Annotated in this window: 19 protein-coding genes and 1 pseudogene; 9 read left to right on the plus strand and 11 right to left on the minus strand. The window is 66.7% G+C overall.

Annotated features, from left to right (window positions below):
• Window positions 1-6: 6 nt before the first annotated feature.
• From AWC16_RS03105 to AWC16_RS03115, 3 genes and pseudogenes are all read left to right on the plus strand, one after another.
• Window positions 7-2286, plus strand: coding sequence for an ATP-dependent DNA ligase (locus AWC16_RS03105; RefSeq protein WP_085263330.1), 2280 nt, complete (start codon window positions 7-9; stop codon window positions 2284-2286).
• A 162-nt stretch (window positions 2287-2448) separates the two neighbouring features.
• On the plus strand, window positions 2449-3435 hold the full coding sequence (locus AWC16_RS03110) for an LLM class flavin-dependent oxidoreductase (RefSeq protein WP_085263331.1): 987 nt from the start codon (window positions 2449-2451) through the stop codon (window positions 3433-3435).
• A 41-nt stretch (window positions 3436-3476) separates the two neighbouring features.
• Window positions 3477-4424, plus strand: a pseudogene (locus AWC16_RS03115) (fumarylacetoacetate hydrolase family protein); the annotation flags it as partial.
• A gap of 8 nt (window positions 4425-4432) precedes the next feature.
• On the opposite strand, the gene AWC16_RS03120 reads toward AWC16_RS03115, so the two are convergent.
• The 6 genes from AWC16_RS03120 to AWC16_RS03140 all read right to left on the minus strand — a co-directional run bounded on the left by AWC16_RS03120 (window position 4433) and on the right by AWC16_RS03140 (window position 11810).
• Window positions 4433-6556: a cellulase family glycosylhydrolase gene (locus tag AWC16_RS03120; protein ID WP_234812103.1), complete on the minus strand. Its 2124-nt coding sequence runs from the start codon at window positions 6554-6556 to the stop codon at window positions 4433-4435.
• Between the two features lie 111 nt (window positions 6557-6667).
• Window positions 6668-8794: a cellulase family glycosylhydrolase gene (locus AWC16_RS03125; protein WP_234812104.1), complete on the minus strand. Its 2127-nt coding sequence runs from the start codon at window positions 8792-8794 to the stop codon at window positions 6668-6670.
• A gap of 150 nt (window positions 8795-8944) precedes the next feature.
• Window positions 8945-9100 (minus strand): hypothetical protein, encoded by a 156-nt coding sequence (locus AWC16_RS24205; protein WP_165759155.1) that lies wholly within the window; start codon window positions 9098-9100, stop codon window positions 8945-8947.
• A 152-nt stretch (window positions 9101-9252) separates the two neighbouring features.
• Entirely contained in the window at window positions 9253-10122 is an 870-nt protein-coding gene (locus AWC16_RS03130) for a TIGR03619 family F420-dependent LLM class oxidoreductase (RefSeq protein ID WP_085263335.1), read from the minus strand.
• 78 nt (window positions 10123-10200) lie between these two features.
• Window positions 10201-10911, minus strand: coding sequence for a DUF4873 domain-containing protein (locus AWC16_RS03135; RefSeq protein ID WP_234812105.1), 711 nt, complete (start codon window positions 10909-10911; stop codon window positions 10201-10203).
• Complete coding sequence (locus AWC16_RS03140; protein ID WP_085263336.1) at window positions 10908-11810, minus strand: AurF N-oxygenase family protein; 903 nt, start codon at window positions 11808-11810, stop codon at window positions 10908-10910. The genes AWC16_RS03135 and AWC16_RS03140 overlap by 4 nt, the downstream gene beginning before the upstream one ends.
• 204 nt (window positions 11811-12014) lie before the next feature.
• Between AWC16_RS03140 and AWC16_RS03145 the strand changes: the two genes are divergently transcribed.
• Together AWC16_RS03145 and AWC16_RS03150 are read left to right on the plus strand one after the other, a co-directional pair.
• Window positions 12015-14786, plus strand: a complete 2772-nt coding sequence (locus tag AWC16_RS03145; RefSeq protein WP_085263337.1) for a helix-turn-helix transcriptional regulator — start codon at window positions 12015-12017, stop codon at window positions 14784-14786.
• 35 nt (window positions 14787-14821) lie between these two features.
• Entirely contained in the window at window positions 14822-15106 is a 285-nt protein-coding gene (locus AWC16_RS03150) for a hypothetical protein (RefSeq protein ID WP_085263338.1), read from the plus strand.
• Here AWC16_RS03150 and AWC16_RS03155 read toward each other — a convergent pair.
• Complete coding sequence (locus AWC16_RS03155; protein ID WP_133055905.1) at window positions 15103-18153, minus strand: helix-turn-helix transcriptional regulator; 3051 nt, start codon at window positions 18151-18153, stop codon at window positions 15103-15105. The two genes, AWC16_RS03150 and AWC16_RS03155, sit on opposite strands and share 4 nt — an antisense overlap.
• On the opposite strand from AWC16_RS03155, the gene AWC16_RS03160 reads away from it, so the two are divergent.
• From AWC16_RS03160 to AWC16_RS03170, 3 genes are read left to right on the plus strand one after another with little or no spacing between them, the layout of a single operon-like run.
• Window positions 18037-18378, plus strand: coding sequence for a phage holin family protein (locus AWC16_RS03160; RefSeq protein ID WP_234812110.1), 342 nt, complete (start codon window positions 18037-18039; stop codon window positions 18376-18378). The genes AWC16_RS03155 and AWC16_RS03160 overlap by 117 nt on opposite strands.
• Before the next feature lie 18 nt (window positions 18379-18396).
• Window positions 18397-19260, plus strand: a complete 864-nt coding sequence (locus tag AWC16_RS03165) for an Fpg/Nei family DNA glycosylase (protein WP_085263340.1) — start codon at window positions 18397-18399, stop codon at window positions 19258-19260.
• Window positions 19261-19304: 44 nt separating this feature from the next.
• Window positions 19305-20054: an SDR family oxidoreductase gene (locus tag AWC16_RS03170; protein WP_085263341.1), complete on the plus strand. Its 750-nt coding sequence runs from the start codon at window positions 19305-19307 to the stop codon at window positions 20052-20054.
• Here the strand turns inward: AWC16_RS03170 and cysW are convergent, their stop codons facing one another.
• The 4 genes from cysW to AWC16_RS03195 all read right to left on the minus strand — a co-directional run bounded on the left by cysW (window position 20055) and on the right by AWC16_RS03195 (window position 24425).
• The gene (cysW, locus tag AWC16_RS03175) at window positions 20055-20894 is read right to left on the minus strand and encodes a sulfate ABC transporter permease subunit CysW (RefSeq protein ID WP_085263342.1); all 840 of its coding nucleotides are present in this window, start codon (window positions 20892-20894) and stop codon (window positions 20055-20057) included.
• Entirely contained in the window at window positions 20891-21772 is an 882-nt protein-coding gene (gene cysT, locus AWC16_RS03180) for a sulfate ABC transporter permease subunit CysT (RefSeq protein WP_085263343.1), read from the minus strand. The genes cysW and cysT overlap by 4 nt, the downstream gene beginning before the upstream one ends.
• Before the next feature lie 628 nt (window positions 21773-22400).
• Entirely contained in the window at window positions 22401-24065 is a 1665-nt protein-coding gene (gene pgi, locus AWC16_RS03190) for a glucose-6-phosphate isomerase (protein WP_085263345.1), read from the minus strand.
• Window positions 24066-24116: 51 nt separating this feature from the next.
• Window positions 24117-24425: a chorismate mutase gene (locus AWC16_RS03195; RefSeq protein WP_207572245.1), complete on the minus strand. Its 309-nt coding sequence runs from the start codon at window positions 24423-24425 to the stop codon at window positions 24117-24119.
• 201 nt (window positions 24426-24626) lie between these two features.
• On the opposite strand from AWC16_RS03195, the gene pcrA reads away from it, so the two are divergent.
• Window positions 24627-26957, plus strand: coding sequence for a DNA helicase PcrA (gene pcrA, locus AWC16_RS03200; protein ID WP_085263346.1), 2331 nt, complete (start codon window positions 24627-24629; stop codon window positions 26955-26957).
• The last annotated feature ends 2 nt before the right edge of the window (window positions 26958-26959 follow it).

Below are 26959 nucleotides of genomic sequence, written 5' to 3' on the forward strand. Positions count from 1 at the left end.
GGCTGCATGGCCTCTGAGCCGCTCAAAACCCGGGTCAAGCTGACCAATGCCGACAAGGTGCTCTACCCCGCCACGGGCACCACCAAAGCCGAGGTCTTCGACTACTACACCCGCATCGCCGAGGTCATGCTGCCGCATATCGCGGGCCGCCCGGCAACCCGCAAGCGCTGGCCCAACGGCGTCGAGCAGGGCTCCTTCTTCGAAAAGCAGCTCGCCTCCTCGGCGCCGGGGTGGTTGGCTCGCGCCGAGATACAGCACCGCTCCGGCATCACCACCTATCCGATCATCGAAGACCTCGACGGCCTGGCCTGGATCGCCCAGCAGGCCGCGCTGGAAGTCCACGTTCCGCAGTGGCGTTTCGAAGCCGAGTGGACGCACGGCGGGAAGGTGCTCAAGCCCGGGCTGGCCACCCGCCTGGTGTTCGACCTGGACCCCGGCGAGGGCGTGACGATGAGTCAACTCGCCGAGGTGGCCCGCGCCATCCGCGAGCTGATGTCCGACCTGGGCCTGGAGACGTTCCCGGTCACCAGCGGCAGCAAGGGTGTGCACGTCTACGCCGCGCTCGACCGCCCGGTGGGCAGCCCGGGTGCGGCCACGGTGGCCAAACGCGTTGCACAGCAACTTGAAAGCGCATTGCCGAAGCTGGTGACCGCGACCATGGCCAAGAAACTCCGAGCCGGCAAGGTCTTCGTCGACTGGAGCCAGAACAATGCGTCGAAGACCACCATCGCGCCGTATTCGCTACGGGGCCGCGCCCATCCGATGGTCGCCGCGCCGCGCACCTGGGCGGAGCTGGACGACCCGGACCTGCGGCAACTGCGCTACGACGAGGTGCTGGACCGGGTCGCCCGTGACGGCGACCTGCTGGCCGCGCTGGATCGGTCCCCGACAAAGCAGGATCGGCTTGCCGCTTACCGGTCCAAACGTGACGCGGGCCGAACTCCCGAACCGGTCCCGGCCGCGGCGCCGGCGCCGGGTGAGGGCAACAGTTTCGTCATCCACGAGCATCACGCCCGGCGGCTGCACTACGACTTCCGGCTGGAGCGTGACGGCGTGCTGGTGAGCTGGGCGGTGCCCAAGAACCTGCCGGACACGCCGTCGGTCAACCACCTGGCGGTGCGCACCGAGGACCATCCGCTGGAGTACGGACGCTTCGAAGGCACCATCCCCAAGGGCGAGTACGGCGCCGGCACGGTGCGCATCTGGGATTCGGGCAGCTATGTGACCGAGAAGTTCGAGGACACCGTGGAGAAGGGCGAGGTGATTGTCGTGCTGTCCGGCAACCGGATCTCCGGCCGATACGCGCTGATCCGTACCGGCGGCGATCAGTGGCTGGCGCACCGGATGAAGGATCAGCGGGCGTTCGCGTTCACCGACCTGGCGCCGATGCTGTCCACCGAGGGTTCGGTGACCCGGCTGATCCCGAGTGAGTGGGCCTTCGAGGGGAAATGGGACGGATACCGCCTGCTGGTCGAGGTCGACCACGGCCGGGTCCGGTTGCGTGCGCGCAGTGGGCGTGACGTCACCGGCGAGTACCCGCAGCTGCCGTTACCGGTCGACGACCTGGCCGAGCATCACGTCGTGCTCGATGGCGAACTGGTCGCGCTCGACGACGCCGGTGTGCCCAGCTTCGCCGAGATGCAGAACGGTGCCCGCTCGCCCAAGCTGGAGTTCTGGGCCTTCGACCTGCTGTATCTGGACGGGCGGCCGCTGCTGCGGGCGGCCTACCGGGATCGCCGCCGCCTCCTGGAAACCCTTGCTCGGGGAACCGTTTTGGTGGTCAAAGACCTGTTGGCCGCCGACGGCGCGGCTGCACTCGAACAATCCCGCCGGCTCGGCTGGGAGGGCGTGGTCGCCAAGAAATGGGATTCGCCCTACCAGCCGGGGCGCCGGTCACCGGCATGGGTCAAGGAGAAGCGCTGGCGAACTCAGGAGGTTGTGATCGGCGGCTGGCGGGCAGGCGAGGGCGGGCGCAGCGGGGGGATCGGGTCGCTGCTGATGGGTGTGCCCGATGCTGACGGCCTGCGGTTCGTGGGGCGGGTCGGTACCGGGTTCACCGATCGCCAGCTGGCCGACCTGAAGAAGATGCTCACGCCGCTGCGCGCCGACGAATCACCGTTCCGGGAACCGCTTTCCCGGCTGGACGCCAAGGGCGTCACGTTTGTGGAACCGGCCGTTGTGGGGGAGGTGCGCTTCAGCGAATGGACGACGGATGGCCGGCTGCGCCAATCCAGCTGGCGTGGACTGCGGCCCGACAAGACCCCCGACGACGTGAGACGGGAGTGACGTGACCGTCGACAAGTCGAGGTACGGGCCCTGCTGGCTCGCCGTGCACGGGTCCTCGAAGACGTCGCGGCCGGCATCCGCAGGCGCACCGGCGCCGACGCCGACGCCGACTTCGCGCCCTCCTCGAAAACTCGATCGACGCCCGAGTTAGGAGTCCCACCAATGTATTCGATGCGTTTCGACATGCGCGCGCCCGACTTCGGAGCATCGACCACAGAGCTGTACCAGGCCGCAATCGACATGTGTGAGTGGGCTGAAACCCGAGGATGCCTGGCTGCGGTGTTGTGCGAACATCACGGCTCGCCCGACGGCTACCTGCCGGTGCCGCTGCTTCTGGCCACCGCCATCGCGGCTCGAACACAACAGCTGCTGCTGACGCTGACCGTCGTGCTTCCGCTCTACGACCCGGTTCGGCTCGCTGAAGAGATGGCTCTGCTGGACATCATCAGCAGGGGACGCGCCACCTACATATTCGGGCTCGGCTACCGGACCGAGGAATACGAGCATTTCGGAATCGACAAGCGCAGGCGAGGCAGCATCGCCGACGAGAAGCTGGGCCTGTTACGCAGCCTGCTGGCAGGCGACGAGGTCGAGTTCCAGGGACGGCGCATCCGAGTGACACCCAGGTCTTCCTCGCCGGAAGGGCCGGTCATGATGTGGGGCGGCGGGAGTGTCGCCGCCGCCCGGCGTGCCGGGCGATACGGCCTCGGCTACCTCGCACAGGGGGACGCGCCCGGTTCGCAGCATGCCTATGAAGCCTCCTGCCGCGAGCACGGCCACGAACCCGGTATGACGCTGCTGCCGCAACACGACACCCCGACTGTCTGTTTCGTCGCCCCAGACGTCGACCTGGCCTGGCGTGAACTGGGACCGCACCTGCTTCACGACGCGCGGATGTACGCGGAGTGGAACCCCGACAATGAGGTGTCGGCGGGCATCAATCACGCAGCCGATGTGGATGAGCTGCGCGCGACCTCACGGACGCACCGAATCTTCACGGCAGACGAGGCAATCCAGCACATCCGAGGCGGTGGGATGCTCACGCTTGCCCCACTGTGCGGCGGCGTCCCGGTCGAGACCGCCTGGAAGTACCTGCGGTACGTCGAAGAATCGGTGATGCCGACCCTGCGAGCGGTCGCCAACACCTGACGAATACTGCATCTGCGTCAGTTGTAGGCGAGGATTGACCGGTGCGATGGGTGACCTATCGAAGTGACGACGGCCAGCGTGCGGGAGTACTGCACGGCGACGTGATCCACGCGGTGCAACCCGGAGTGACGCTGCTGGAGCTGATCCGGCTCGGTCCGGATGGTCTGCGCGACGCCGGCGAGCGGGCGCTGAAAGCACCGTCGGTGACGGTGGAGATGGCTTCGGTGACGCTGATGGCGCCGATCCCGCGACCGCCGTCGATCCGCGACAGTCTGTGCTTCTTGGACCATATGCGCAACTGTCTGGCGGCGACCGGCCGCAGCCCGGAACTCGCCGACGCCTGGTATCAGATACCCGCGTTCTATTTCGCCTGCCCCGCAACGGTTCTGGGTCCCTATGACGATGCACCGATGGCCCCCGGCAGTGTCTGTCAGGACTTCGAACTGGAGGTCGCCGCGGTCATCGGAACGCCCGGGTCGAACCTGTCGGTGGCCGACGCCGAGCGGGCCGTCATCGGCTACACCATCTTCAATGACTGGTCGGCGCGGGACCTGCAAGCCCAGGAGGGTGTGCTGGCGATCGGGCAGGCCAAGGGCAAGGACAGCGGCGTCACCCTGGGGCCGTATCTCGTCACCCCCGACGAGCTCGAACCCTACCGTCGCAACGGCAGACTCAGCCTGCATGTCACCGCGATCGTCAACGACGTGATCGTCGGCACCGGATCGACCGAGGCCATGGACTGGACCTTCGGCGAGATCATCAGCTATGCCTCGCGCGGAGTGCCGCTGGAACCCGGCGATGTCTTCGGCTCCGGCACCGTACCCACCTGCACACTCCTCGAACACCTCGATCCCGCGGCGCCGCAACAGTTTCCGGGCTGGCTGCGCGACGGTGACGTGGTGACCCTGCAGGTACAGGGCCTCGGCGAGGTACGCCAGACCGTGCGCGCCAGCGCTGCGCCGGTTCCGCTGGCGGAGCGCCCGCGACCCTGAGCTCCCTAGGGCTTGGCGGTCACCGTCACGGTGATGGTGGAGGCGTCGCCGTCGGAGCTGACGGTCAGCACCGAGGCGTCTGCGCCCGAGGTGACGTGCCCGCCGGTCACGGTCACGGTGTAGCCGTTGGGGTAGTGGTTGGGTGGCACGGCGATGGTGGTCTCCGAACCCGCTCCGAAGGATCCCGTGCCGTCGGCCTGGTCGGTGGAGTAGCTGAAGGAGAAGACGCCGTTGTTGAAGGACAGGGCGGTCGGGGTGCCCGAGATCAGCTGGGGATAGGGCTGGGCCAGGAGGTCGAGTTTGTCCCAGTTGACGTTGTCGCCGACCGGCGGCAGGTTCGGGTCGTAGACCAGCGCCTGGTCTTCCGGCGATGCGCTGGTGATGTCCTTGCCGGTGTAGGCCCACGCGGCCCAACCGAGCATATTCTGGTTGGACGCCACCAGGCTGGCGTCGATGGCCCCGAGGTTGTTGGTGGCGCCGAACTCGCTGAGCCACCCCGGGACGTTGTTCGCCTCCATGTAGTCGTTGGCGTACCCGAACACGATGTCGGCATTCCAGTCGCAGCCGAAGCTCAGGCCGGGGAACAGCGACGTCGTGACGCAGTAGTGGTGGAATGAGAACACCGAGTTCTCGTCGTCCACCGCGCCCATGTGGGTCGGCACCGGCAGGCTGCCGAACAGGGTGTTCGGTTCGTAGAACACCGTCTTGTTGGGGTCGACCGAGCGGATGGCTTCGGTGATCTGGTTGTAGAACGGGGTCAGCTGCTGGGTGTCGAAGTACGGATTGCCCAAGATGCTGCCCAGGGCATGCGAGCCCGCCCACGGCTCGTTCATGATTTCGTAGCCGGCTACGTTCTCGTTGCCCTTGAAGTAGTTGGCGACGGCCTGCCACATCAGCCCGTAGTGGTTCTGCAGACCGATCCCATCGGATGCTTTGGCGTTGCCCCAGAACGCATCCCAGGCGTAGTTCTGCGCCGGGCTCACGGGGTACGTGGCTGGGAAACCCGCATCGATGTGGGGTAGCCCGCCGTTGAAGCTGGCCCAGTCCGGTGCGCCCTCGCCGCCGAACTCCTCGCTGTAGAGGTCTTGGTGCATGTCGAGGACTACGAGGATGTTGTGTCGGGCCAGGATCTCGACGGTGTTCTCGATGGATGCCAGGTAGTCGTAGTCGATGACGCCGGGCTCGGGTTGCACACCGGCCCAGATGACGCCGAGGCGCACCACGTTGAAGCCGTTGGCGGCCAGGAATGCGGCGTCGTCTTCGTCGAAGCCGTCGGCTGACGGCTCGTAGGGCGGGATCTTGTAGACCTGGTTGAGCCCGCGCAGCATCACGACCTGGCCGTCGCCATTGGTGAGCCAGCCGTTGGTGACCTCGACGGGTGGCGCGACCGTCCCGGTGATGCCGCCGGGCAGGGAGCCGAATTGGCCGACGGCGCCGTGGGTTCCGTCGATCAGGCCGGCGGTGCCGCCGACGCCGCCGAGGGCGGGCAGTCCGGCCGGGGTGGCGCCGTCACCGGCGTTACCGCCGTCGCCGCCGTTACCGAAGAGCCAGCCGCCGGCTCCGCCGTCGCCGCCGACGGCTCCGGCCCCGCCGTCGCCGCCGGCGCCACCGTTGCCGAGGATTCCGACGGCGGCGCCACCGGCGCCTCCCGCGACTCCGTCGATGGTGCTGTTCCAGCCGGCGCCGCCGTTACCGAAGAGCCAGCCGCCGGCTGCGCCGTCGGGGTTGGCCTCGGTTCCGTCGGCGCCGTTGCCAATCACCGTCGAGCCGAACAGCTGGTTGATGAAGCCGTTGACCTGGATACCCAGGTCGCTGTCGATCCACTTCTCGGCGAGGTCGTAGAGCCCGGCGTAGGGGTCGAATGCGACGGCGAGACCCGGCTCGGCCAGGGCGGTCAGTGCGGAACTCCAGCTCTCGGGGGACAGGAAGGTGTCCCAGGCCGCGGTGTCGAAGAGGGCCTGGCCGTCCAGCTCACCGGCCGCTGTGACAAACGGTGCGAACAGCACGTCCATCATGTCGTCGATATCGGCCTGCGCCGGCGCGAGCGGCGTCGCCGCAGAGGTCACAGCCAGAAACGCGGCTACTCCGACAACCTTGCTGCCCACAACCTTGCTGCGGCGACGAGCCATCTCGACGGACCCTTCTTATGGACGTGCGCGGTTTCTGAGTTGTGTCTGAGAAGGTAAACGAGATACTTACACAGCGCAAGGGTGCGATCGGGCGGTGGCGAGTCGACCCGCTTACGACGCCGCGGTCACCTTCACGCTGACCGTTGAGGCGCCGGCGTCGGAGCTGATGGTCAGCACCGAGGCGTTGGGTCCTGAGGTGACGTGTCCGCCGGTCACGGTGACGGTGTAGCCGTTCGGGTACTGGCTGGGCGGAATGGAGATGGTGGTCTGCGCACCCGGGTCGAAGCTTCCGGTGCCGTCGGCGCGGTCGGTGGAGTAGCTGAACGACAGGACGCCGTCGTTGAACGACAGTGAGGTGGGGATGCCCGATATCAGTTGCGGGTAGGGCTGGGCCAATACGTCGAGTTTGTCCCAGTTGACGTTGTCGCCGACCGGCGGCTGGCTCGGGTCGTACACCAGCGCCTGGTCCTGCGGCGAGGTACTGGTGATGTCGTTGCCGGTGTAGGCCCATTCGGCCCAGCCGATCAGATGCCGGTTGGACGCCTGCAGGCTTGCGCCGATGGCTTCGAGGTTGTTGGTGGCGCCGAACTCGCTGAGGAACGCCGGGATGTTGTTCGCCTGCGCGTAGTCCATCGCGTTTGCGAATGAGATGTCGGCATTCCAATCGCAGCCGAAGCTGAATTCCGCGAACAACGCATTCACCATGCAGTAGTGGTGGAACGAGAACGCCGTGTTCTCGTCGTCCACCGTGCCCAGGTGCGTGGGCACCGGCAGGCTGGCTTCGAGGGTGGTCGGCCCGAAGAACACCGTCTTGTTCGGGTCGACCGAACGGATGGCGTCGGTGATCTGGTTGTAGAACGGGGTCAGCTGCTGGGTGTCGAAGTACGGATTGCCGAGCAGGCTTCCCAGCCAGTGCGAGCCCGCCCACGGCTCGTTGATGATCTCGTAGCCGGCCACGTTCTCGTTGCCCTTGAAGTAGTCCGCGACGGCCTGCCACATCAGCCCGTAGTGATTCTGCAGACCGATCCCATCGGATGCTGTGGCGTTGCCCCAGAACGCATCCCAGGCGTAGTTCTGGGCGGGACTGACGAAGTAGCTGAACGGGAAGCCCGCGTCGAAGTTGGGCAGCCCGCCGGTGAAAGTGGCCCACTCCGGGGCGCCGTCGCCGCCGAAGGCGCCGCCGTAGAGATCCTGGTGCATGTCGAGGATCGCAACGATGTTGTGGCGGGCCAGAATTTCCACGGTGTTCTCGATGGATGCCAGGTAGTCGTAGTCGATGACACCCGGCTCCGGCGCCACCCCGGCCCAGATGACACCGAGCCGTACCACGTTGAAGCCGTTGGCGGCCAGGAACGCGGCGTCGTCGTCGTCGAAGCCGCCGGCCGAGGGCTCGTAGGGCGGGATCTTGTAGACCTGGTTGAGCCCGCGCAACATGACGACCTGGCCATCGCCATTGGTGAACCAGCCGTTGGACGCCTCGACCGGCGGAGCGACCGTCCCGGTGATGCCGCCCGGCAGGGAGCCGAATTGGCCGACCGCGCCGTGGGTCCCGGCCCACAGCCCCGCGGTGCCGCCGACGCCGCCCAGGGCGGGTAGTCCGGCCGGGGTGGCGCCGTCGCCGGCGTCGCCGCCGTTACCGCCGTTGCCCATCAGCCAGCCACCGGCCCCACCGTCGCCACCCGCGGCTCCGGCCCCGCCGTCGCCTCCCGCTCCGCCGTTGCCGAAGAGTCCGGCGGACCCGCCGCTGCCGCCGGTGACACCGTCGGTGGTGCTGTTCCAGCCCGCGCCGCCGTCACCGAACAGCCAGCCGCCGGCTGCGCCGTCGGGATTGTCCTCGGTTCCGGCCGCGCCGTTGCCGATCACCGTCGAGCCGAACAGCTGGTTGATGAATCCGTTGACCTGGCTACCCAGGTCGCTGTTGATCCACTGCGAGGCCACGTCATGCAGCCCGGTGTAGAAGTCGATCGCGACGGCGGGACCCGGCTCGGCCAGCGCGGCTAGCGCGGAATTCCAGTTCTCGGCCGACAGGAACGTGTCCCATGCGGCCGCGTCGAACACCGCGTTGTCGAACGGAGCCTGACCGTCAAAGGCACCCTCCGCGGCGGCGAACGGTGCGAACAGCACGTCCATCATGTCGTCGATATCGGCCTGCGCCGGCGGCGCCAGGGGAACGATCGCCAGAAATGCGGCTACTCCGACAACCTTGCTGCCCACAACCTTGCTGCGGCGACGAGCCATCTCGACCGACCCCTTCTCAATGGACGCCCCATTAACTGAGGTACATCTGAGAAGCTAAATGAGTTACTCAACGTCGCGCAAGGGTGCGGCACCAGGGGAGTGAGATTCGGAGAACGGCCGTTCGCTCGAGAGTATTTCTTTCGAGCCCGATCAGCACTGCGTCGCGGCGCGGATCCACTGTCGCCGAGCTTCGCTTTGGCCGACGTCGGATGCGGCGGCGCGCAGCAGGCGAATCGCCCGCTGACGTTCGTTGTGGCCGGTCCGCGGCCGGACCGGTAGGCAGAGCTGCATCAATTTGGTCTTCATCACATACCTCCTGCAGGTCATGCCACGACAACTGCAGTGCGCGACCACTCACCGGCGACCGGTGCGCACGCCTGTACAACGCCCGGGGTGCCGAAACCTATCCCGCCCAAACGGTGAGGCCGGACACTAAGGGCGCAACGGTGTGACGGGCGTCACCCGGCTTTGGCGATGACGTGCTCGGCGAATCGCTCCAGGTTGCGGATCTTGGTGTCCAGCGGCTCGGTGTCGGGGCCCACGATGTAAGGCACCCGGAAGCCCACGATGACGTCGGTGACGCCCTTGTCCTCGAGGCGTTTGATGCCGTCGAGGGTGAAACCGTCGACCGAGATCACGTGGATCTCAAAGGGGCCGGTGCGGCCTTCCTCCTCGCGAAGCTGCTGCAGCCGGGTGATCAGGCCGTCGAGCTCGGCCGGGTCGCCGCCGCCGTGCATCCAGCCGTCGTGGCGTGCCGCGCGGCGCAGTGCGGCTTCGGCGTGGCCTCCGATCAGGATCGGGATCGGTTGGGACGGGGCCGGGGCCATCTTGGTCTTGGGGATGTCGTAGAACTCGCCGTGGAACTCGAAGTAGTCGCCGGTGGTGAGTCCCTGGATGATCTCGATGCATTCGTCCATCCGCTTGCCGCGCCGGGCGAACGGAACCCCCATCAGCTCGTAGTCCTCCGGCCACGGGCTGGTCCCCACGCCCAGTGCCAGCCGGTTGTCGATCATCGCGGCCAGCGAACCGGCCTGCTTGGCCACCAACGCCGGCGGGCGGATCGGCAGCTTGATCACGAACGGTGTGAACCGCAGCGTGGTGGTGACCGCGCCGAGTGCCGCGATCAAGACGAAGGTCTCGATGAATGCCTTGCCGTCAAGGAACTCGCGGTTGCCGTCGGGGGTGTAGGGGTACTTCGAGTCCGATTCGAACGGGTAGGCGATGCTGTCCGGGATCGACATGCTGTGGTATCCGGCGGCCTCGGCAGCCTTGGCGAGCGGAATGTAGTAGCTCGGGTCGGTCATCGCCTCGGCGTAGGTGAACCGCACGTGATCTCCTCGGTCTCGGGTGTGGGGCTGTTCTCTGCATAGCAGACTCGCCGGGCCGGACCGAGTGGGGGATCGCGATTACATCCGCGGCGGCATCGCGATCTCTACAGCCTCCAGCGGGAACGGCGGGTATCCGGCGGCGCCGATCACCGTCAGCGTGCCCCACGGCGTCCGCTCGGCGACGCGCCCTTCGGCAGTGTGCTCATCGATCCGGATGCTGACCTTCGAGCCGGTGACGCTTGCTCCCGGGAGATCGGTGAAAAACATTCCCTGCCAGTGATATTGGCCATCGATCGGGTCGAAGTGCCCGGTCAGGCGCACTCGGGTCGGGTAGTCCTCGCCGTTGTGGGTGAGCACCGCCGGGCCGTCGTAGGTCTCATCGTCGACGCCTACCGATCCGGTCAGATAGAACCGGGAAAGCCCCCGGGTCGGCAGCAGCGGGTGCACCCGCACCCGGGGTGAGCGGGACTCGATGCGGCTGGCGCCGCTGCGCCGCAGGCCGTCGATGAGCCGGGCCACGTACCGGGCCTGCCGGCGGGTGTGCGGACCGGGGATCCGGAACCGGTTGGGAACACCGTGCGTGGCGACGGTGTCGTCCGGCGACGCGGTGGTGTCGATCAGCGCCCGGGCGGTCAGTACCTCGCCTTCGGGGGTGGTGACGGTCCAGGTGTCCGTCCCGCTGTCGAATCGGGTGGTCGCGTCTGCGCGATCGACGACGCGGATGCCGTCGATCAGCCCGTGCAGCCGTGCCGGGTCGCCCAGCACGACCACGTCGAGGACGCCGGTCACAGGAATCCGGCCCGCCGCCACATCCGCTGGGCCAGCCGGCCCATCAGCCCGACCTCGGTGAAGAATGCGGCCAGCGGGGCGAACGACGAGCGGGAGGCGGCGAGGAAGTGCGGGTTGGCGCGCGCCACCCGGCGAGCCTCGCGACCGTCCAGCCCGACCCGGTTGTAGACGACCGGCAGGGTGAACAGGTGGCGGTAGAACGGTCCGCCGACACCCTGCAGGTTCGCCAACAGGACACGGCGGTAGCGCGGCATCGCCGGGACGTTGCGCCGCAGGCCGTCGCGTGCGTACTGGATGTGGCGGGCTTCTTCGGTGACGTGGATGCGCATCACTCGCCGCACGATCGGCTGTATGTCGGGCTCGTCGAGGATCTGGCGCTGCAGCGAGTCGAAGATCTCTTCGCCCACCAGTGCCGCCCCCCACAGGATGCTGCCGCGGAACAGGAATGGAAGCGCGTTGATCGCGATGCGCTGGTAGCGCTTCGGTCGCACCGGCACGCCGCCGATTTTGTCGATGGTCTTGCCGAACATCAGCATGTGCCGGGTCTCGTCGCCCAGCTCGGTCAGCGAGTAGTGGGTGGTGCGCGCGGTGGGGTTCTTGTGCATCATGTCGCGCAGCAGCGCCTGGTTGAGGATGTTCTCGAACCAGATGCCGGCCGAGAGCACGTTGACCAGCTCCTGGCGCGACATCTCGATCTGCTGTTCGCGGGTCATCGCCTCCCACAGCCCGGTGCCGTAGAGGGTGCACATCCGCGGCGGCAGGAAGAACTTGTCTTCCTCCAACGGGGCATTCCAGTCGATGTCGACGACCGGGGCATAGGACTTCTTCACCGAGCCCTTCAGCAGACGCTCGGCGAATTCCTCCCGGGTCGGTTCGCTCGGCCGCACCGCAGTGGTCATGAGGAAATCCCTTCTCGCTTCGGCCCAAAATTAGGAGCCGCCACAGGGCATGTCAATACCGACGGTACCGGATACTTGCGGTCCGAAATGTGATGCCTGTCACCCTGTCACGTCGAAATCGTTTGCCGGGTGACAGGCAGGGTGCGTCGAGTAGATCGCGAATGCCCATTAACGAGAGGGGCATTTCCTGTCACAATTGCGGCCATGCGTACGGGTCTGGCGGACCGAAAGGTGGAGACTGCAGCCGTATGCGCATTCCTGGACCGCATCACTTCCGAACCCTCGACCCTGGTGCTCGAAGGGGAAGCGGGAATCGGCAAGTCCAGTTTGCTGTGGGAGGCAACCGAGGCCGCGGCAGCTCGGGGATATCAGGTCCTCTCGGCGCTGGGGGCACCGACCGAAGTGCGTTATGCCTATGCCGCGGTGGCCGACCTGCTGGCCGACGTCGACCGACAGGTGCTGGCCGAACTGCCCGACGAGCAGCGTGCGGCCTTGGATCGGGTCCTGCTGGGCGGGGGTGACGGTCCGGCCAGCGACGAGCGGATGGTCGCCACCGCGTTCTTGGAGGTGATTCGTGGGTTGAGCCGGGTTGCGCCGGTGCTGATGTGTATCGACGACGCCCAGTGGCTGGACATGTCGAGCCAGATGGTGATCGGGTTCGCGGAACGACGACTAACCGGCCGAGTCGGCCTGTTGATCACCGTGCGAACCGGCGCGACGGGCGCCGCCGACATGTCCTGGCTGAACCCGGCGCGCCCGGACTCCGTGGCCCGGCTGCGGATCACCCCGCTGACGCTGGGCGGGGTGCACGCGCTGGTTGCCGCACGACTGGGCCGTACCTTGCCGCGGCCGACGATCACCCGTATTCACGAAATCTCTGGTGGTAACCCGTTTTTCGCGTTAGAGCTGGCGCGGTTCATCGCCGAGGAACCTGGCCGGGCCGCGGTCGGACTCCCCGATGCCCTCGCTGCGCTGGTGCATGACCGGATCGGGCAGCCCGGCGAAGATGCCCGTGCGGTACTGCTGGCCGTAGCCTGCGCTGTGCAGCCGACCGTGGAACGGGTGAGCCTGGCCACCGGCATCAGCCCCGACCGCGTCGTCGAGCTGGCCGAATCCGAGGCGGCCAGCGGGGTGGTTGAGCTGGACGGTAGCCGGATCCGTTTCCGCCATCCGCTGTTCGCCACCGGCGTCTACAGCGCCACCGGGCCGTCGGCACGCCGGGCCATGCATCGTCGGCTCGCCGACATCGTCGAGGAGCCCGAGCTGACCGCGCGTCATATGGCGCTGGCGGCCGCCACTTCTGACCCCGACGTGCTGCGTGCGCTCGATGCGGCCGCCGCGGCCACTCAGGCCCGAGGTGCCCCGGCGGTTGCCGCCGAGCTGATCGAGCTGGCCATCAGGTTGGGCGGCGATACCCCGTTGCGCCGAATGCGCGCTGCCGAACAGCACTTCCGCTCCGGCGAGATCACCCAGGCGCGCAACCACCTGCAATCAGCCCTCGACGAGCTGCCATCGCCGGGCTCGTTGCGCGCTGTCGCGTTGATGTCTCTCGCCGCGGTGATCGGGCACGACGAAAGCCTGGTGACGGCCGCTGATCTGCTGACTCAAGCCGTTGAAGAAGCTGCCGACAACCCGACTCTGCAGTTGCGTGCCCGGCTGCTGCTGATCCCGGTGACCGGGTTGATCGGCAACCTAAAAGAGTCAGTCGATCTCGCACGCAGCGTGGTGAAGCAAGCAGAACAACTCGAAGAGCCGCCGCTGCTCAGCCAGGCGTTGACGATGGCGGCCCATGTGGGTTTCCTCTACGGCGGCCTCGGCGAGGATCGAAAGGCTCTGCAGGCGGCGTTGGACTTGGAGGTCCCGGACGGTGGTGTGCCGGGGACCTTCCAGGCCAGCGCCATCGCGCCGGTGATGCGTGGCTTGGTCGGAGAACTGCGGCAAGCGCGCGATGAGCTGCGTGCTGTCCACCAGCGCTTCCTGGCGCGCGGCACCGAAGTCGATACCGTGTGGTCAGCCAATTACCTTGCCATGTTCGACATGTGGCTGGGTGACTACGCCGATGCCGAGGCCATAGCCGACGACAGCGTGCAGCGGGCCGAGCAGCTAGGTGGCAAACACCTGCTCATCCATGCCTGGTCTACCCAAGCGATGATCGCGGCGTACATCGGGGAGGAAGAAACTGCACGTGCAGCAGCGGCGGCGGCAATCGCCGCCACGAAGACAACCGGCGCTGTATTTCTGATGGCCTCCGCGGCGACGGGATTGGGGTTTCTGGAGGTGTCGCGGGGCGATTACCCGGCTGCGGTCAAGGTGTTGGAGCCGCTGCTGGCGGAGTTTGATCCCGAGCACGGTACCGAGATCGCATTTGGCGCTTACCTTCCCGACGCGGTGGAGGCGTTGACTGCCCTCGGGCGGCTCGACGAGGCGGAACGGCTTATTGCTGCGCTCGAGGGCAACGGTGCCCGCCATGACCGGCCGTGGATGCTGGCCATGGGTGCCCGCGGACGCAGTCACCTGTTGGCTGCGCGTGGGGAACTGGAGGCGGCCGAACAGGCTGCCGAGGACGCATTGCGGTATCACGAGCGGCTGCCGATGCCGTTCGAGACGGCGCGCACGCAGTTGTTGTTGGGGCAGGTTCAGCGTCGTCGCCGCCGGAAGCAGGCCGCCCAGGCCAGCTTGCACGCGGCGCTGGAGACCTTCGAGCAGTTGGGTGCGCCGCTGTGGGTGCGACGTACCGCTGCTGAACTGGATCGGATGACCGCTGCGGTGGCGGGTGCGGGTCTGACCGCCGCCGAGCGGCGAGTCGCCGAGCACGCCGCGGCTGGGCTGTCCAATAAGCAGATCGCCGCCGAGTTGTTCATAGCGCCCAAGACCGTCGAGATGACGCTGAGCAGCGTGTACCGGAAGCTCGGCATCCGCTCCCGCGGCGGGCTGTTCGCTGCGCTCAACGTTGACGGAGTCCAGGGAAAACCCTGATTCGCGCCGGGGCCAGTTTGGCTAGCGTCGGGTGAATGAACGACAGCGGATCGGCGCGTCAGTGCTTCCTGGTCGAGTGGTATCAACCCGATCTGGTCGATTCGGCCGTCGATACTGTCATCGACCGGCTCAGCCGCGTCGCGGCTGCCGCACGGGTGAACCTGCTGCTGACGCTGATCTCACCCAGCGACGAGACTCTGTTCGGGGTGTTCGCCGCGGATTCCGTCGATGCCGTCGTCGCGGTATGCCGCCAAGCCGGATGGCACGTCGACCGGATCACGGCTGGGGTGCGTGCGCGGATCGGTGCCACCGGGACCTAGGCATGGCCCGAGGCCAACGCCGCCGACAACCCGGAGCGGGAGCGGATGCCCAGCTTGCGGTACACCCGACTCAGATTCATTTCGACGGTCTTGACCGAGATGAACAGTTCGGCGGCGATCTGTTTGTTGGACATGCCTTCTGCTGCCAGCGCGGCTACCCGTCGCTCGGCTGCCGTCAATACCGGGCCGCTACCCGGGGAGTGATCGAGGCGGCCCAGTTCGGCCCGCGCCCGTGCGGCCCACAGCGGTGTGCCGAGCTGCTCAAAAGTCTCAAGCGCCGCACGCAGACTCGCCGTTGCGCCCGGGTAGCGCCGTCGTCGTCGCTGCAACGCGCCCAACAGCAACTGGGTGCGGGCCCGCTCGAAGGGCATCGGCAGCCGCGCATGGTGCGTCATCGCCAGGTCAAGGGCTTCGTGCGCGGCCGGTAACTCGCCACGGCCCGCCAGTACGTGGGCACGCCCGCGTGCGGCCACTGCCAGCGTCCAAGGCCAACCGTGAGTGGCGCCATGCGCCTCGAGCGTCTCGACCAGGTATTCGGCGTCGTCAAGGTGGCCCAGGGCGGTCATTGCTTCAATGGCGTCGGGCAGGTAGGCGCCTCCTTGCACATCGCAGCTTGGGGCAGTTCTGAATCCGTCGAGGAGGGGCTGCAGCACAGCCAGCGCGGCCGGATAGTTCTCAAGGGAGACTTCGAGGAAGCCCAGGGTCATGCGGGGCTCCTTGAGCAACTGCGGAGCGCCGATCTGATGGGAGGCGTCGATCGCGGATTGAGCCGCGGTGCGTGCTTCCACTTCGTGGCCGGTATATGCGGCGACCGCGGCTTGGACCGTCCAGGCGGTGACCAACGCCAGCCGGCCGTCCATCTGCTCGGCGCGTTCCACGGCCTCCCGCGCGGCCGCAGCGGCCTCCTCATAGCGGCCTGCCCACAGCGTGATCGTGGCGATACGCACGGCCGCCCACAGAATATCCACCTCGGTGCCGCCTTCCAGCATTCGCTGCTGCAGGGCGCGCATCTGAATACGTGCCTGCTCCAGGTCTCCGGAGTAGGCGGGCATCATCGCCGCGGCGCCGCTGGCCCGAAACCAGGTGGTGGCGCCCCCGTGCGGATCCTCCAGCTCCAGTGCGGTCCGCAGCGCCTCGTGATCCACACCGAGGCCGCGTGCGAACTTGCTGAAAACCGAGATTGACCGCGCCTGGCTACGCAGGTTGGGCACCCCGAGCTGGTCCGCGAGTTCGATCGCCTCCTGGGCGTGCGCCACGGCATCGTCGAAGCGGTCGAGCATGGCCAGTACCAGAACCAGCCGTAGCAGACACAGCAATCGCAAAGCGGCGTTGTCGCCGGCCTCGTCCGCCGCCTCGGCCATCATGTCCGCCGCCGCCACGGTGTCGTCGTCGTATGCCATTACCGCGCCCAGCCACATCAGCGCCATCGACCGCAACACTCCCGAGGGTGCGCTCTCCAGACTCGACTCCAGATGCCGACGTGCGGCTACCAGTGATCCCGCCCGGAACTGCAGCTCGCCGGCGCGGATCAGTCGCTGCGGGGTATCGCCGCCCAATTTGAGTGCCAGCTCGACCAATTCGGCCGCGGCCGCTGGAGCGCCTCGAGCGAAGGTGGCCTCGGCGGCCGCGTCGAGCGCCGACAGCGTGAGCTGGTCTCCGCTGGTGGCGGACAGCGCCAGATGCCGCGCTTTGACCTCGGGTTGATCGACGACTTCGGCGAGCCGGCGGTGCATGGCTCGCCGGAGCGCGGGCGCGGCGTCGGCGTACACACCGGTGGCGTACAGCGGATGGGTGAAACGTGCCTGGCTACCGTCCAGCCGGACGATGGCGCGACTTGCCACCGAGTCGAGCAATTCGACGACGCGGTCCATCGTCAGGCCCGTGGCCCGGCCGATCAACTCGACGGTCGGTGCCGCGGCGGATGCCGTCGCGAGCAATACCGCAGCCAGTTCGTCGTCGGCATCCCCGATTCGGTGACGCACCAAGGCGGCCAAAGTGTCCGGCAGCTCGTCCATGGCACCGGATTCGCCGGGTTCCGTCCACGTCGCGAGTTCGAGTGCGAAGAAAGGGTTCCCGCCGGAGATCTCGTGGATGCGCGCGATGGTCGGGCGCGGCAGTGTGTGACCCAGCCGCGCTGCGACCAGTGCATGCAAGCCGCCCAGGGGCAGTGCCCGGATACGCACCCGTGCGAGGGTTTCCGGCCTGCGGAATTGCAGCCGCGACTGGATATCGAGCGACTCCGGTTCCCCGAGACGGACCGTGACCAACATTCCTGCTCGTCCGCTGAGTCGGCGGGCGGCAAAGCCGATCACCGCCTTACTGGAGGCGTCCAGCCATTGCGCGTCGTCAATGGCCAACAACACCGGTGCCTGAACACGGAGCTGCTCGATCACCGACAAGAAAGCGGTCGCGACAACGCGTTCGTCGGTGACCGGTCCGACCGTGACGTCGCCCAGCCGTGCGCGCTCGAGCGCCAGGCGCTGCAGGTCGGGCAGACGAGAGAAAGTCGCGTTGTCGACACCGCTCAACAAGTCGGCTACCGCTGCATACGCGTAACTAACCTCGGCGGGCGATCCTCGCGCCGACAACACCCGAAACCCCCGCGCAACAGCCTGATCGGAAGCGTCAAGCAACAGGGTGGTCTTGCCGATACCCGGTTCGCCTTCCACCATTAATCCCGCGGGACCGATTTCGGTGCGTGCGAGAAAATCCGCTACCGCGCGATCCTCGGTATCCCGCCCGACCAATCCGCCCGACACGACCAATATTCTGGCAACGAGCAAACACCTGCCGCACTCGATCAGCCGAATTGCCGTGGCGATGCACGGGAAAAGCGGGTTTGGTCGACGCAGCAATGGCAGGATGACGCCATGGCATCGTTCCTGATTCGTGCTGGGCTGACCGGACTCGCGCTGTGGGTGGTCACCCAGATTGTTCCCGGGGTCGAAATCGTCGGCGGTGACACCACGCTGCAGCGGGTGGGCATCATCTTCGTAATCGCCTTGATCTTCGGACTGGTCAACGCGTTCATCAAACCGGTGGTGCAACTCCTGTCGATACCGCTGTACATCGTCACCCTGGGGTTGTTCCACATCGTGGTCAATGCGCTGATGCTGTGGATCACCGCGTGGATCACCGACAAGACCGCCAAGCACTGGGGCTTGTACATAGCCGATTTCTGGTGGGACGCCATCTGGGCCGCGATCGTGCTGTCCCTGGTCAGCTGGGTCCTGTCGCTGGTGCTGCGCGACGCCCGGCGCATCACCCGGTAAGCAGGCAGACTCGAGGGCATGCCCGAGCTGCCCGAAGTCGAAGCACTCGCGGACCATCTGCGCAGGCACGCAGTCGGCTGCACCATCGGCCGTGTCGACGTCGCGGCGTTCTCCGTGCTCAAGACCTTCGACCCGCCACTGGCGGCGTTGCACGGCCAGACCGTCACGGGCGCACATCGCTGGGGCAAATACCTCGGCATGCAGGCCGGCGAACTGCTGCTGATCGCGCACCTGTCCCGGGCGGGCTGGCTGCGCTGGTCCGACAAGCTGGCGCCGGCACCGCTTCGGCCCGGCAAGGGCCCGATCGCGCTGCGGGTGCACCTGGGCACCCCGGGACAGGCCCCCGGATTCGATCTCACCGAGGCCGGCACCCAGAAGCGGTTGGCGGTCTGGCTGGTGGACGACCCGGCGAAGGTTCCCGGTATCGCCGCGCTGGGGCCCGATGCGCTGGCCGTCGGCGCCGAGGAGCTCGGGCGGTTGCTGGCCGGCCATAGCGGGCGCATCAAGAACGTCATCACCGACCAGAAGGTGATCGCCGGGATCGGCAACGCCTACAGCGACGAGATCCTGCACACGGCACGGATCTCACCGTTCGCCACCGCCGCCAAATTGTCCTCCGATCAACTGACCGCGCTGCACGACGCGATGCGTGGCGTGCTCACCGATGCCGTGACCCGCTCGGTCGGCCAGCAGGCCGCCACGTTGAAAGGCGAGAAGCGCTCGGGGCTGCGGGTGCATGCCCGTACCGGCCTGCCCTGCCCGGTCTGCGCCGACACCGTTCGGGAAATATCGTTCGCCGATAAGTCCTTTCAGTACTGCCCGACCTGTCAGACCGGCGGCAAGGTGCTGGCCGATCGGCGGCTGTCGCGATTGCTCAAGTAGCGAGCCGACGTTTTTGACAGCTTTCACACAGCTATGCTGCCCTAGTGACCCGCCAGAAGATCCTCATCACCGGCGCCAGCTCCGGACTGGGCGCCGGCATGGCCCGCGCCTTCGCGGCGCGCGGACGTGACGTGGCCCTGTGTGCCCGCCGGACCGACCGGCTCGAGGAGCTGAAAGCCGAACTGACGGCGAAGCATCCCGGCATCACCGTGGCGGTGGCCGCACTCGACGTCAACGACCACGATGCGGTCCCCAAGGTATTCGGTCAGCTCTCCGAGGAGCTGGGCGGGATCGACCGGGTGATCGTCAATGCCGGGATCGGCAAGGGCGCCCCGCTGGGATCCGGAAAGCTGTGGGCCAACAAGGCCACCATCGAAACCAACCTGGTCGCCGCGCTGGTGCAGATCGAGACTGCGCTGGAGATGTTCAAGTCCGCCGGCGGCGGGCATCTGGTGCTGATCTCATCGGTGTTGGGTAACAAGGGGGTTCCCGGCATCAAGGCGGCCTACGCCGCCAGCAAAGCCGGGGTGTCATCGCTGGGCGAGTCGCTGCGCGCCGAGTACTCGAGCGGCCCGATCAAGGTCACGGTCCTGGAGCCGGGCTACATCGAATCGGAGATGACGGCCAAGTCGGCGTCCACGATGTTGATGGTGGACAACGAATCCGGGGTCAAGGCCATGGTGCGGGCCATCGAGCGCGAAACCGGCCGGGCGGTGGTGCCGCCTTGGCCGTGGTCTCCCATGGTGTGGCTGATGCGCAGAATGCCGCCGAAGTTCACCAAACGCTTCGCGTGATCACCCCACCGACTCCCTGACCCACTCCAGTGCCTTGGCTCTCTTTCGGTACACCATCAGCACTGCCTTGACGATCAGGAACGCGACAGCCACGCCCATCAAAAGCGTTGACACGGCGTAGGCACCGTACTCGGCGCCGCGATGGTAGCGGTCGTTTGCCAGCAGGGTCAGCGTCTGGGTATGCCCCGGCAGGTTCGACGAAACCATGATGACGCCACCGAACTCACCAAGTGTCCGTGCCGTGGTCAGCACGATCCCATAGGTCAGCCCCCAGCGAATCGAGGGGAGTGTGACCCGCCAAAGCGTCTGCCACGCACTGGAACCCAGTGTCGCGGCAGCCTGTTCCTGTTCTATGCCGACCTCCATGAGCACGGGCTGGACCTCGCGTACGACGAACGGCAGCGTGACGAAGATGCTGGCCAGAACCATGCCGGGAACCCCGAAGATGATCTTGAGCCCGAGATTGTTCTCGACAAAACCCAGAGCTCCCGATGATCCCCACAGCGTGATCAGTGCTACGCCCACGATGATGGGTGAGACCGCAAACGGAAGATCGAGGATCGATTGAAGCGCCGAACGCCCACGAAATCTATGGCGAACCAACAGGATCGATGTCGAAACACCGAACAGGGCGTTCAACGGCACTACGATGGTGACCACCAGGAGTGACAGTTTCAACGCCGAGATCGCGGCCGGCGTGGTCACCCAGGCCCAGAAAAGACCCAAGCCGTGCTGAAATGTTCGGTACAGGATCACCGACACCGGAGCGATCAGCATCACGCCGATGTAGGTCAGGACGGTTGCCCGCAGAAGGTGGCGCCCCTCCAACCGCACCGTCATTCGGCTTCCTCCTCGCGTTTGGCCGCACGCCCACCCACGGTCCGCAGCATGACGAGAACGGCGAATGAGATCGCCAACAACACAATCGAGACCGCCGACGCACTGGTGAGATCATCGTTCTCGACCAGCGCCCGTATCCACTGCGACGACACTTCGGTCTTGCCCGGAACCGCACCGCCGATCGTCACCACCGAGCCGAATTCGGCGACACACCGCGAAAACGCAAGTCCGGCTCCGGTGAACAACGCCGGCCACAGCGACGGCAGCACCACCGTCGTGAACGTCGTGAGGCGGGTCGCTCCGAGTGAGGCGGCAGCTTCTTCGGCGTCGCGATCGATCTCCAGCAAGACGGGCTGCACGGCGCGCACCACATTCGGCAAAGTGACGAAGGCCAGCGCCATCGCCACTCCGGGCGGAGTGTGCTGCAGATGAATGCCGACCGGACTGGCGTTGCCGTACAGGGCCAGCATCACCAGGCTGGTGACGATCGTCGGCAGTGCGAACGGCAGGTCGATCAACGCGTCGATCAACCCTTTCCCGAGGAAGTCGTCGCGCACCAACACCCAGGCCGTCGCCAGTCCGAAGACGATGTCCAGCACCGTGACCAACACCGAGATCGTCAGTGTCACCCGGAATGATTCCAGCGCCGCGTGTGAGGTGATGGCCAGCCAGAACCCCTGCCAACCCCGGCCCCCGGCCTGCCAGGCGATGGCCGCCAACGGCATCAGCACGATCACCGACAGCCACAGCGTGGTCACGCCGATGCGAAGCGGCGTGACCAACGATCGGCTCGGTATGACGGGAATGGTTGTCTCGACCGGCCGCCGGGGGGCGGGTTCGGCGAGTTCAGGCGGCTCGAGTGGAGTCACGACAGTCATCGGGTGAATCCGAGAGAAGAATGCATGCTGGCCTTCCAATGCCCGGGATGTCTGGCACGGGCCGCCACCGAAGGCGACCGACGAAACTGGTTGCTGGCGGAAGAGTCAGCGACAACAGTGCAGAAGAGCCGCGATGCCGGCCCGGGCGGCACCGCGGTGGCAGTCGAGCGCCGTTGCTCCGCGCTGCCCAACACGGGATCCGATCTGCATGGCGCGTAGCTTAGGGAAAGCTGTACGTCGAAATCTTTGTCGTGCCGCGATAGGTTTCCGGCTGGAATCCATCGCTCGCCATCGGCTTTCTTCGCCGGGCGGTAAGCCCGATGGGCGGGTAAGGCGGGCGCCCCCAGAACGGTGGGCCGGAAACCGGGTTGTGCAGGCGTCTCGGCGTGGTCGACAGCGGTTCTGACGTCGCTTGCGAAACCGGTTATCAACAGCGGAAATTCGATGTTGCTGGGGCGTTGCGCGGAGTCCGATTCGACCCCGTTCATGGCATCGCGATGCCTACCCACGAGAGTGCAGCGCCGCCGTCGCGGTGCTGTGATGCCGGCGGTCGGGCGTGCACTTCAGCGGGCCGACCTCGGCGGCGATAGGTAAAAGTCAGGGTGAGAGAAAAGTTGAACGTTCGACGCTACGTCGCTCGGCCGCGTTCCACCCGATAGCGGCGCACCAGCGCGTCGGTGGAGCTGTCGGTCTGCCGCGGCGGGGAGGCGTCGTCGGTCAGCACCGGCAGCAGCGCCTTGGCCTGCGTTTTGCCCAGCTCCACGCCCCATTGGTCGAACGAGTCGATGCCCCAAACCACCCCCTCGGTGAACACCTGATGCTCGTAGAGCGCGATCAACTGGCCGAGCACCGAGGGTGTCAGCCGGGTGGCCAGGATCGAGGTGGTCGGTCGGTTGCCGGGCATCACCTTGTGCGGCACGACATCTGCGGGTGTGCCTTCGGCGGCGATCTCCTCTGCGGTCTTGCCGAACGCCAGCACTTGGGTCTGGGCGAAGAAGTTGCTCATCAGCAGGTCATGCATGCTGCCGGTGCCGTCGGCGGTGGCCAGGTCATCGACGGGCTCGGAGAAGCCGATGAAGTCTGCCGGAACCAGCCGGGTGCCCTGGTGCAGCAGTTGGTAGAACGCGTGTTGTCCGTTGGTTCCCGGCTCACCCCAATAGATTTCACCGGTGTCGGTGCTGACCGGGCTGCCGTCGGCGCGGGTCGACTTGCCGTTGGATTCCATGGTCAGCTGTTGCAGGTAGGCGGCGAAGCGGTCCAGGTCATTGGAATAGGGCAGGACCGCGCGGGACTGGGCGCCGAAGAAGTTGGAGTACCACAGCCCGATCAGCCCGAGCAGCGCCGGTGCGTTGGATTCCAGTGGCGCGGTGCGGAAATGCTCGTCGACGATGTGGAAGCCGGCCAAGAACTCAGCGAAGCGCTCCCGGCCGATCACCGCCATCACCGACAGCCCGATCGCCGAGTCCACCGAGTACCGGCCGCCGACCCAGTCCCAGAAGCCGAACATGTTCGCGGTGTCGATACCGAATTCTTCGACCAGCCGAGCGTTGGTGGAGACCGCCACGAAATGTTTCGACACCGCGGTGTCGCCCAGCGCTCCGGTCAGCCAGCGTCGGGCGGCGGTGGCGTTGGTCAGGGTCTCCAGCGTCGAGAACGTCTTGGAGGCCACGATGAAAAGCGTCGTCGCGGGATCCAGACCGGCCAGCTTGGCGGTCAGGTCGGCAGGGTCGACATTCGAGACGAACCGTGCCGAGATGCCGGCGTCGGCGTAGTGGCGCAACGCCCGGTCGACCATCACCGGACCCAGGTCTGAGCCGCCGATACCGATGTTGACGACGGTCTCGATGCGCCTTCCGGTGGCGCCGGTCCACTCGCCGCGGCGCAGCCGATCGGTGAAATCACCCATCGCGTCGAGCACCGCGTGTACGTCGGCGACGACATCCTGGCCGTCGACGTGTAGATCGGCGTTGCGCGGCAGCCGAAGCGCGGTGTGGAGCACCGCCCGGTCCTCGGAGGTGTTGATGTGCGCGCCTGCGAACATCGCGTCGCGCCGGGCCTCCAGGTCGGCCGTCCGGGCCAGATCGAGCAGCAGCCGGATGGTCTTGGTGGTGATGCGGTGCTTGCTGTAGTCGATGTAGAGGTCACCGACGGTGACGCTGAACTTCGTACCGCGATCGGGGTCGTCGGCGAAGAACTGGCGCAGGTGGGTGTCGCCGATCTGCTGATGATGCTTGCGCAACGCGTCCCAGGCCGCGGTGGCGGAGATGTCGGGGATCTGTTGGACGGAGCTCATGCCCTGACATTAGCGGCGATCGCAGGCGCAGCGGAGCCGGCTTCAGCAGCCTCAGTGACCGAGTCGGCCGCGGCCGAGACGCAGCAGCAGCATGGCGAGGTCCTTGCCGTCCTCACCGAGCTCGCTGTAACGCTCGAGCACCTTCATCTCGCGGCTGTGCACCAGCCGGGTGCCACCGGAGGCCATCCGGGCCTTGCCGATCTCCTGTGAGACCGCGGTGCGGCGCTTCACCGCGGCCAGGATCTCGGCGTCGAGCCGGTCGATCTCCTGGCGCAGCTCGTCGATGTCGGGCAGCTGTTGGGGTTGGGCAATCATGGGTTCGGACTCCAGGTTCTCGCTGTTGGTGGATTCTGGTCCCATCGGCGATCCGGCCTCACACAACAGACGAGCCCCGGGTCGGCGAAGCGGACCGCGGGGCTTGGCGTTGCAGCTAGACCACGGGCACCGCTGATCGGTACCCGTAGAAAAATCGACGCTGCATGTCGAGCACGAACTGAGTCTGCCATTAAGGGCAGTGCCAGCGCAAAGAGTGTCGCCGGGCGACGGTACGTTGGGGGCGTTATGACCGTGCACGCCAGTCCCCAGACCGATCACCTACTCGACGGGCTCAACCCGCAGCAGCGTCGGGCGGTGTTGCACGAGGGATCGCCGCTGCTGATCGTGGCCGGGGCCGGCTCGGGAAAGACCGCGGTGCTCACGCGGCGCATCGCCTATCTGCTGGCCGCCCGTGGCGTCGGAGTGGGGCAGGTGCTGGCGATCACCTTCACCAACAAGGCCGCCGCAGAGATGCGGGAACGGGTGTCGAGCCTCGTCGGGCCGCGGGCCCGGGTGATGTGGGTGTCGACGTTCCACTCCACCTGCGTGCGGATCCTGCGCAACCAGGCCTCGGCGGTTCCCGGGCTCAACTCCAACTTCTCGATCTACGACGCCGACGACTCGCGGCGGCTGCTGCTGATGATCGGCCGTGACATGGGTCTCGACGTCAAACGGCACTCGCCGCGGCTGCTGGCCAATGCGATCTCCAACCTGAAGAACGAACTGATTGACGCCGAACAGGCGCTGGCGGATCTCACCGAGGACTCCGACGACCTGAGCCGGGTGGTGGCCGCGGTGTACGCCGAATACCAGCGCCGGCTGCGCTCGGCCAACGCCCTGGACTTCGACGACCTGATCGGCGAGACGGTCGCGATATTGCAGGCGTTCCCCGAGATTGCTCAGCATTATCGGCGCCGGTTCCGGCACATCCTGGTCGATGAGTACCAGGACACCAACCACGCCCAGTACATGCTGGTGCGCGAGCTGGCGGGCCACTCCGTCGAAGGTGGGCAGGCTGGCGCGGACGACAGTGAGGTGCCGCCCGCGGAGCTGTGCGTGGTCGGTGACGCCGACCAGTCGATCTACGCGTTCCGCGGCGCCACCATCCGCAACATCGAGGACTTCGAACGCGACTATCCCGACGCGACCACCATCATGCTGGAGCAGAACTATCGCTCTACGCAGAACATCCTGTCGGCAGCCAATGCGGTGATCGCCTGCAATTCGGGGCGTCGGGAGAAGCGGCTGTGGACGGACGCCGGTGACGGTGAGCTGATCGTCGGCTACGTCGCGGACAACGAACACGACGAGGCGCGGTTCGTCGCACAGGAGATCGATGCCCTGACCGATGCCGGCACCGTCAACTACGGAGACATCGCGGTGTTCTACCGCACCAACAACGCGTCGCGGTCGCTGGAAGAGGTATTCATCCGTAGCGGGATCCCGTACAAAGTCGTTGGCGGCGTGCGCTTTTACGAACGCAGAGAGATCCGCGACATCATCGCCTACCTGCGGGTGCTGGACAATCCCGGTGACGCGGTGAGCCTGCGGCGCATTCTCAACACCCCGCGCCGCGGCATCGGAGACCGCGCCGAGGCGTGCGTGTCGGTGCACGCCGAGAACACCGGCACCGGTTTCGCTGCCGCACTGAGCGCCGCCGCCGCCGGCGACGTGCCGATGCTCAACACCCGCTCGCAGAACGCGATCGCCGGGTTCGTCGCGATGCTCGACGAGCTGCGGGCGCACCTGAACACCTGCGACGACGACCTCGGCGGCCTGGTCGAGATGGTGCTGGACCGGACCGGCTACCGCGCCGAACTGGAGTCCTCCACCGATCCGCAGGACCTGGCGCGCCTGGACAACATCAACGAACTCGTCAGCGTCGCACACGAATTCAGCATCGATCGGGCCAATGCGCTGGCCGACCAGGAGATCAACCTCGAGGAAGAGGACGTGCCCGACGTCGGGGTGCTGGCGGCGTTCTTGGAGCGGGTCTCGCTGATCGCCGACACCGACGAGATCCCCGAACACGGCGCCGGCATGGTCACCCTGATGACGCTGCACACCGCCAAGGGCCTGGAGTTCCCGGTGGTGTTCGTCGTCGGCTGGGAGGACGGCATGTTCCCGCACATGCGCTCGCTGGGGGATGCTCGCGAGCTGTCCGAGGAACGCCGGCTGGCCTACGTCGGCCTGACCCGGGCACGGCAACGGCTCTACCTGAGCCGGGCCAAGGTGCGCTCGTCGTGGGGCCAGCCCATGCTGAACCCGGAATCGCGTTTTCTGCAGGAGATCCCCCAGCAGCTCATCGACTGGCGGCGCACCGACGCCGCGGCGTCACCGAGCGCCCCGGTCAGCGGTGCCGGCCGGTTCGGTACGCCGCGACCGGCACCGGGCCGGTCGGGTAACCGGCCGCTGCTGGTCCTGGCGGCCGGGGACCGGGTGTCGCACGACAAGTACGGCCTGGGCCGGGTGGAGGAGGTGTCCGGGGTGGGGGAGTCGGCGATGTCGCTGATCGACTTCGGCAGTTCCGGGCGGGTCAAGCTGATGCACAACCACGCGCCGGTGACCAAGCTCTAGCT

The sequence above is a fragment of the Mycolicibacter longobardus genome (genome assembly GCF_002102265.1).
Classification (GTDB): Bacteria; Actinomycetota; Actinomycetes; order Mycobacteriales; family Mycobacteriaceae; genus Mycobacterium; species Mycobacterium longobardum.

Coding starts and splice junctions, on each gene's coding strand:
- cysT (WP_085263343.1), bottom strand. CDS start 21,772: ATGACTGTCGTGACTCCACTCGAGCCGCCTGAACTCGCCGAACCCGCC.
- AWC16_RS24205 (WP_165759155.1), bottom strand. CDS start 9,100: ATGAAGACCAAATTGATGCAGCTCTGCCTACCGGTCCGGCCGCGGACC.
- pgi (WP_085263345.1), bottom strand. CDS start 24,065: ATGAGCTCCGTCCAACAGATCCCCGACATCTCCGCCACCGCGGCCTGG.
- AWC16_RS03165 (WP_085263340.1), top strand. CDS start 18,397: ATGCCCGAGCTGCCCGAAGTCGAAGCACTCGCGGACCATCTGCGCAGG.
- AWC16_RS03150 (WP_085263338.1), top strand. CDS start 14,822: ATGAACGACAGCGGATCGGCGCGTCAGTGCTTCCTGGTCGAGTGGTAT.
- AWC16_RS03105 (WP_085263330.1), top strand. CDS start 7: ATGGCCTCTGAGCCGCTCAAAACCCGGGTCAAGCTGACCAATGCCGAC.
- AWC16_RS03145 (WP_085263337.1), top strand. CDS start 12,015: ATGCGTACGGGTCTGGCGGACCGAAAGGTGGAGACTGCAGCCGTATGC.
- AWC16_RS03195 (WP_207572245.1), bottom strand. CDS start 24,425: ATGGGACCAGAATCCACCAACAGCGAGAACCTGGAGTCCGAACCCATG.
- AWC16_RS03140 (WP_085263336.1), bottom strand. CDS start 11,810: ATGACCACTGCGGTGCGGCCGAGCGAACCGACCCGGGAGGAATTCGCC.
- AWC16_RS03110 (WP_085263331.1), top strand. CDS start 2,449: ATGTATTCGATGCGTTTCGACATGCGCGCGCCCGACTTCGGAGCATCG.
- AWC16_RS03120 (WP_234812103.1), bottom strand. CDS start 6,556: ATGGCTCGTCGCCGCAGCAAGGTTGTGGGCAGCAAGGTTGTCGGAGTA.
- pcrA (WP_085263346.1), top strand. CDS start 24,627: ATGACCGTGCACGCCAGTCCCCAGACCGATCACCTACTCGACGGGCTC.
- cysW (WP_085263342.1), bottom strand. CDS start 20,894: ATGACGGTGCGGTTGGAGGGGCGCCACCTTCTGCGGGCAACCGTCCTG.
- AWC16_RS03125 (WP_234812104.1), bottom strand. CDS start 8,794: ATGGCTCGTCGCCGCAGCAAGGTTGTGGGCAGCAAGGTTGTCGGAGTA.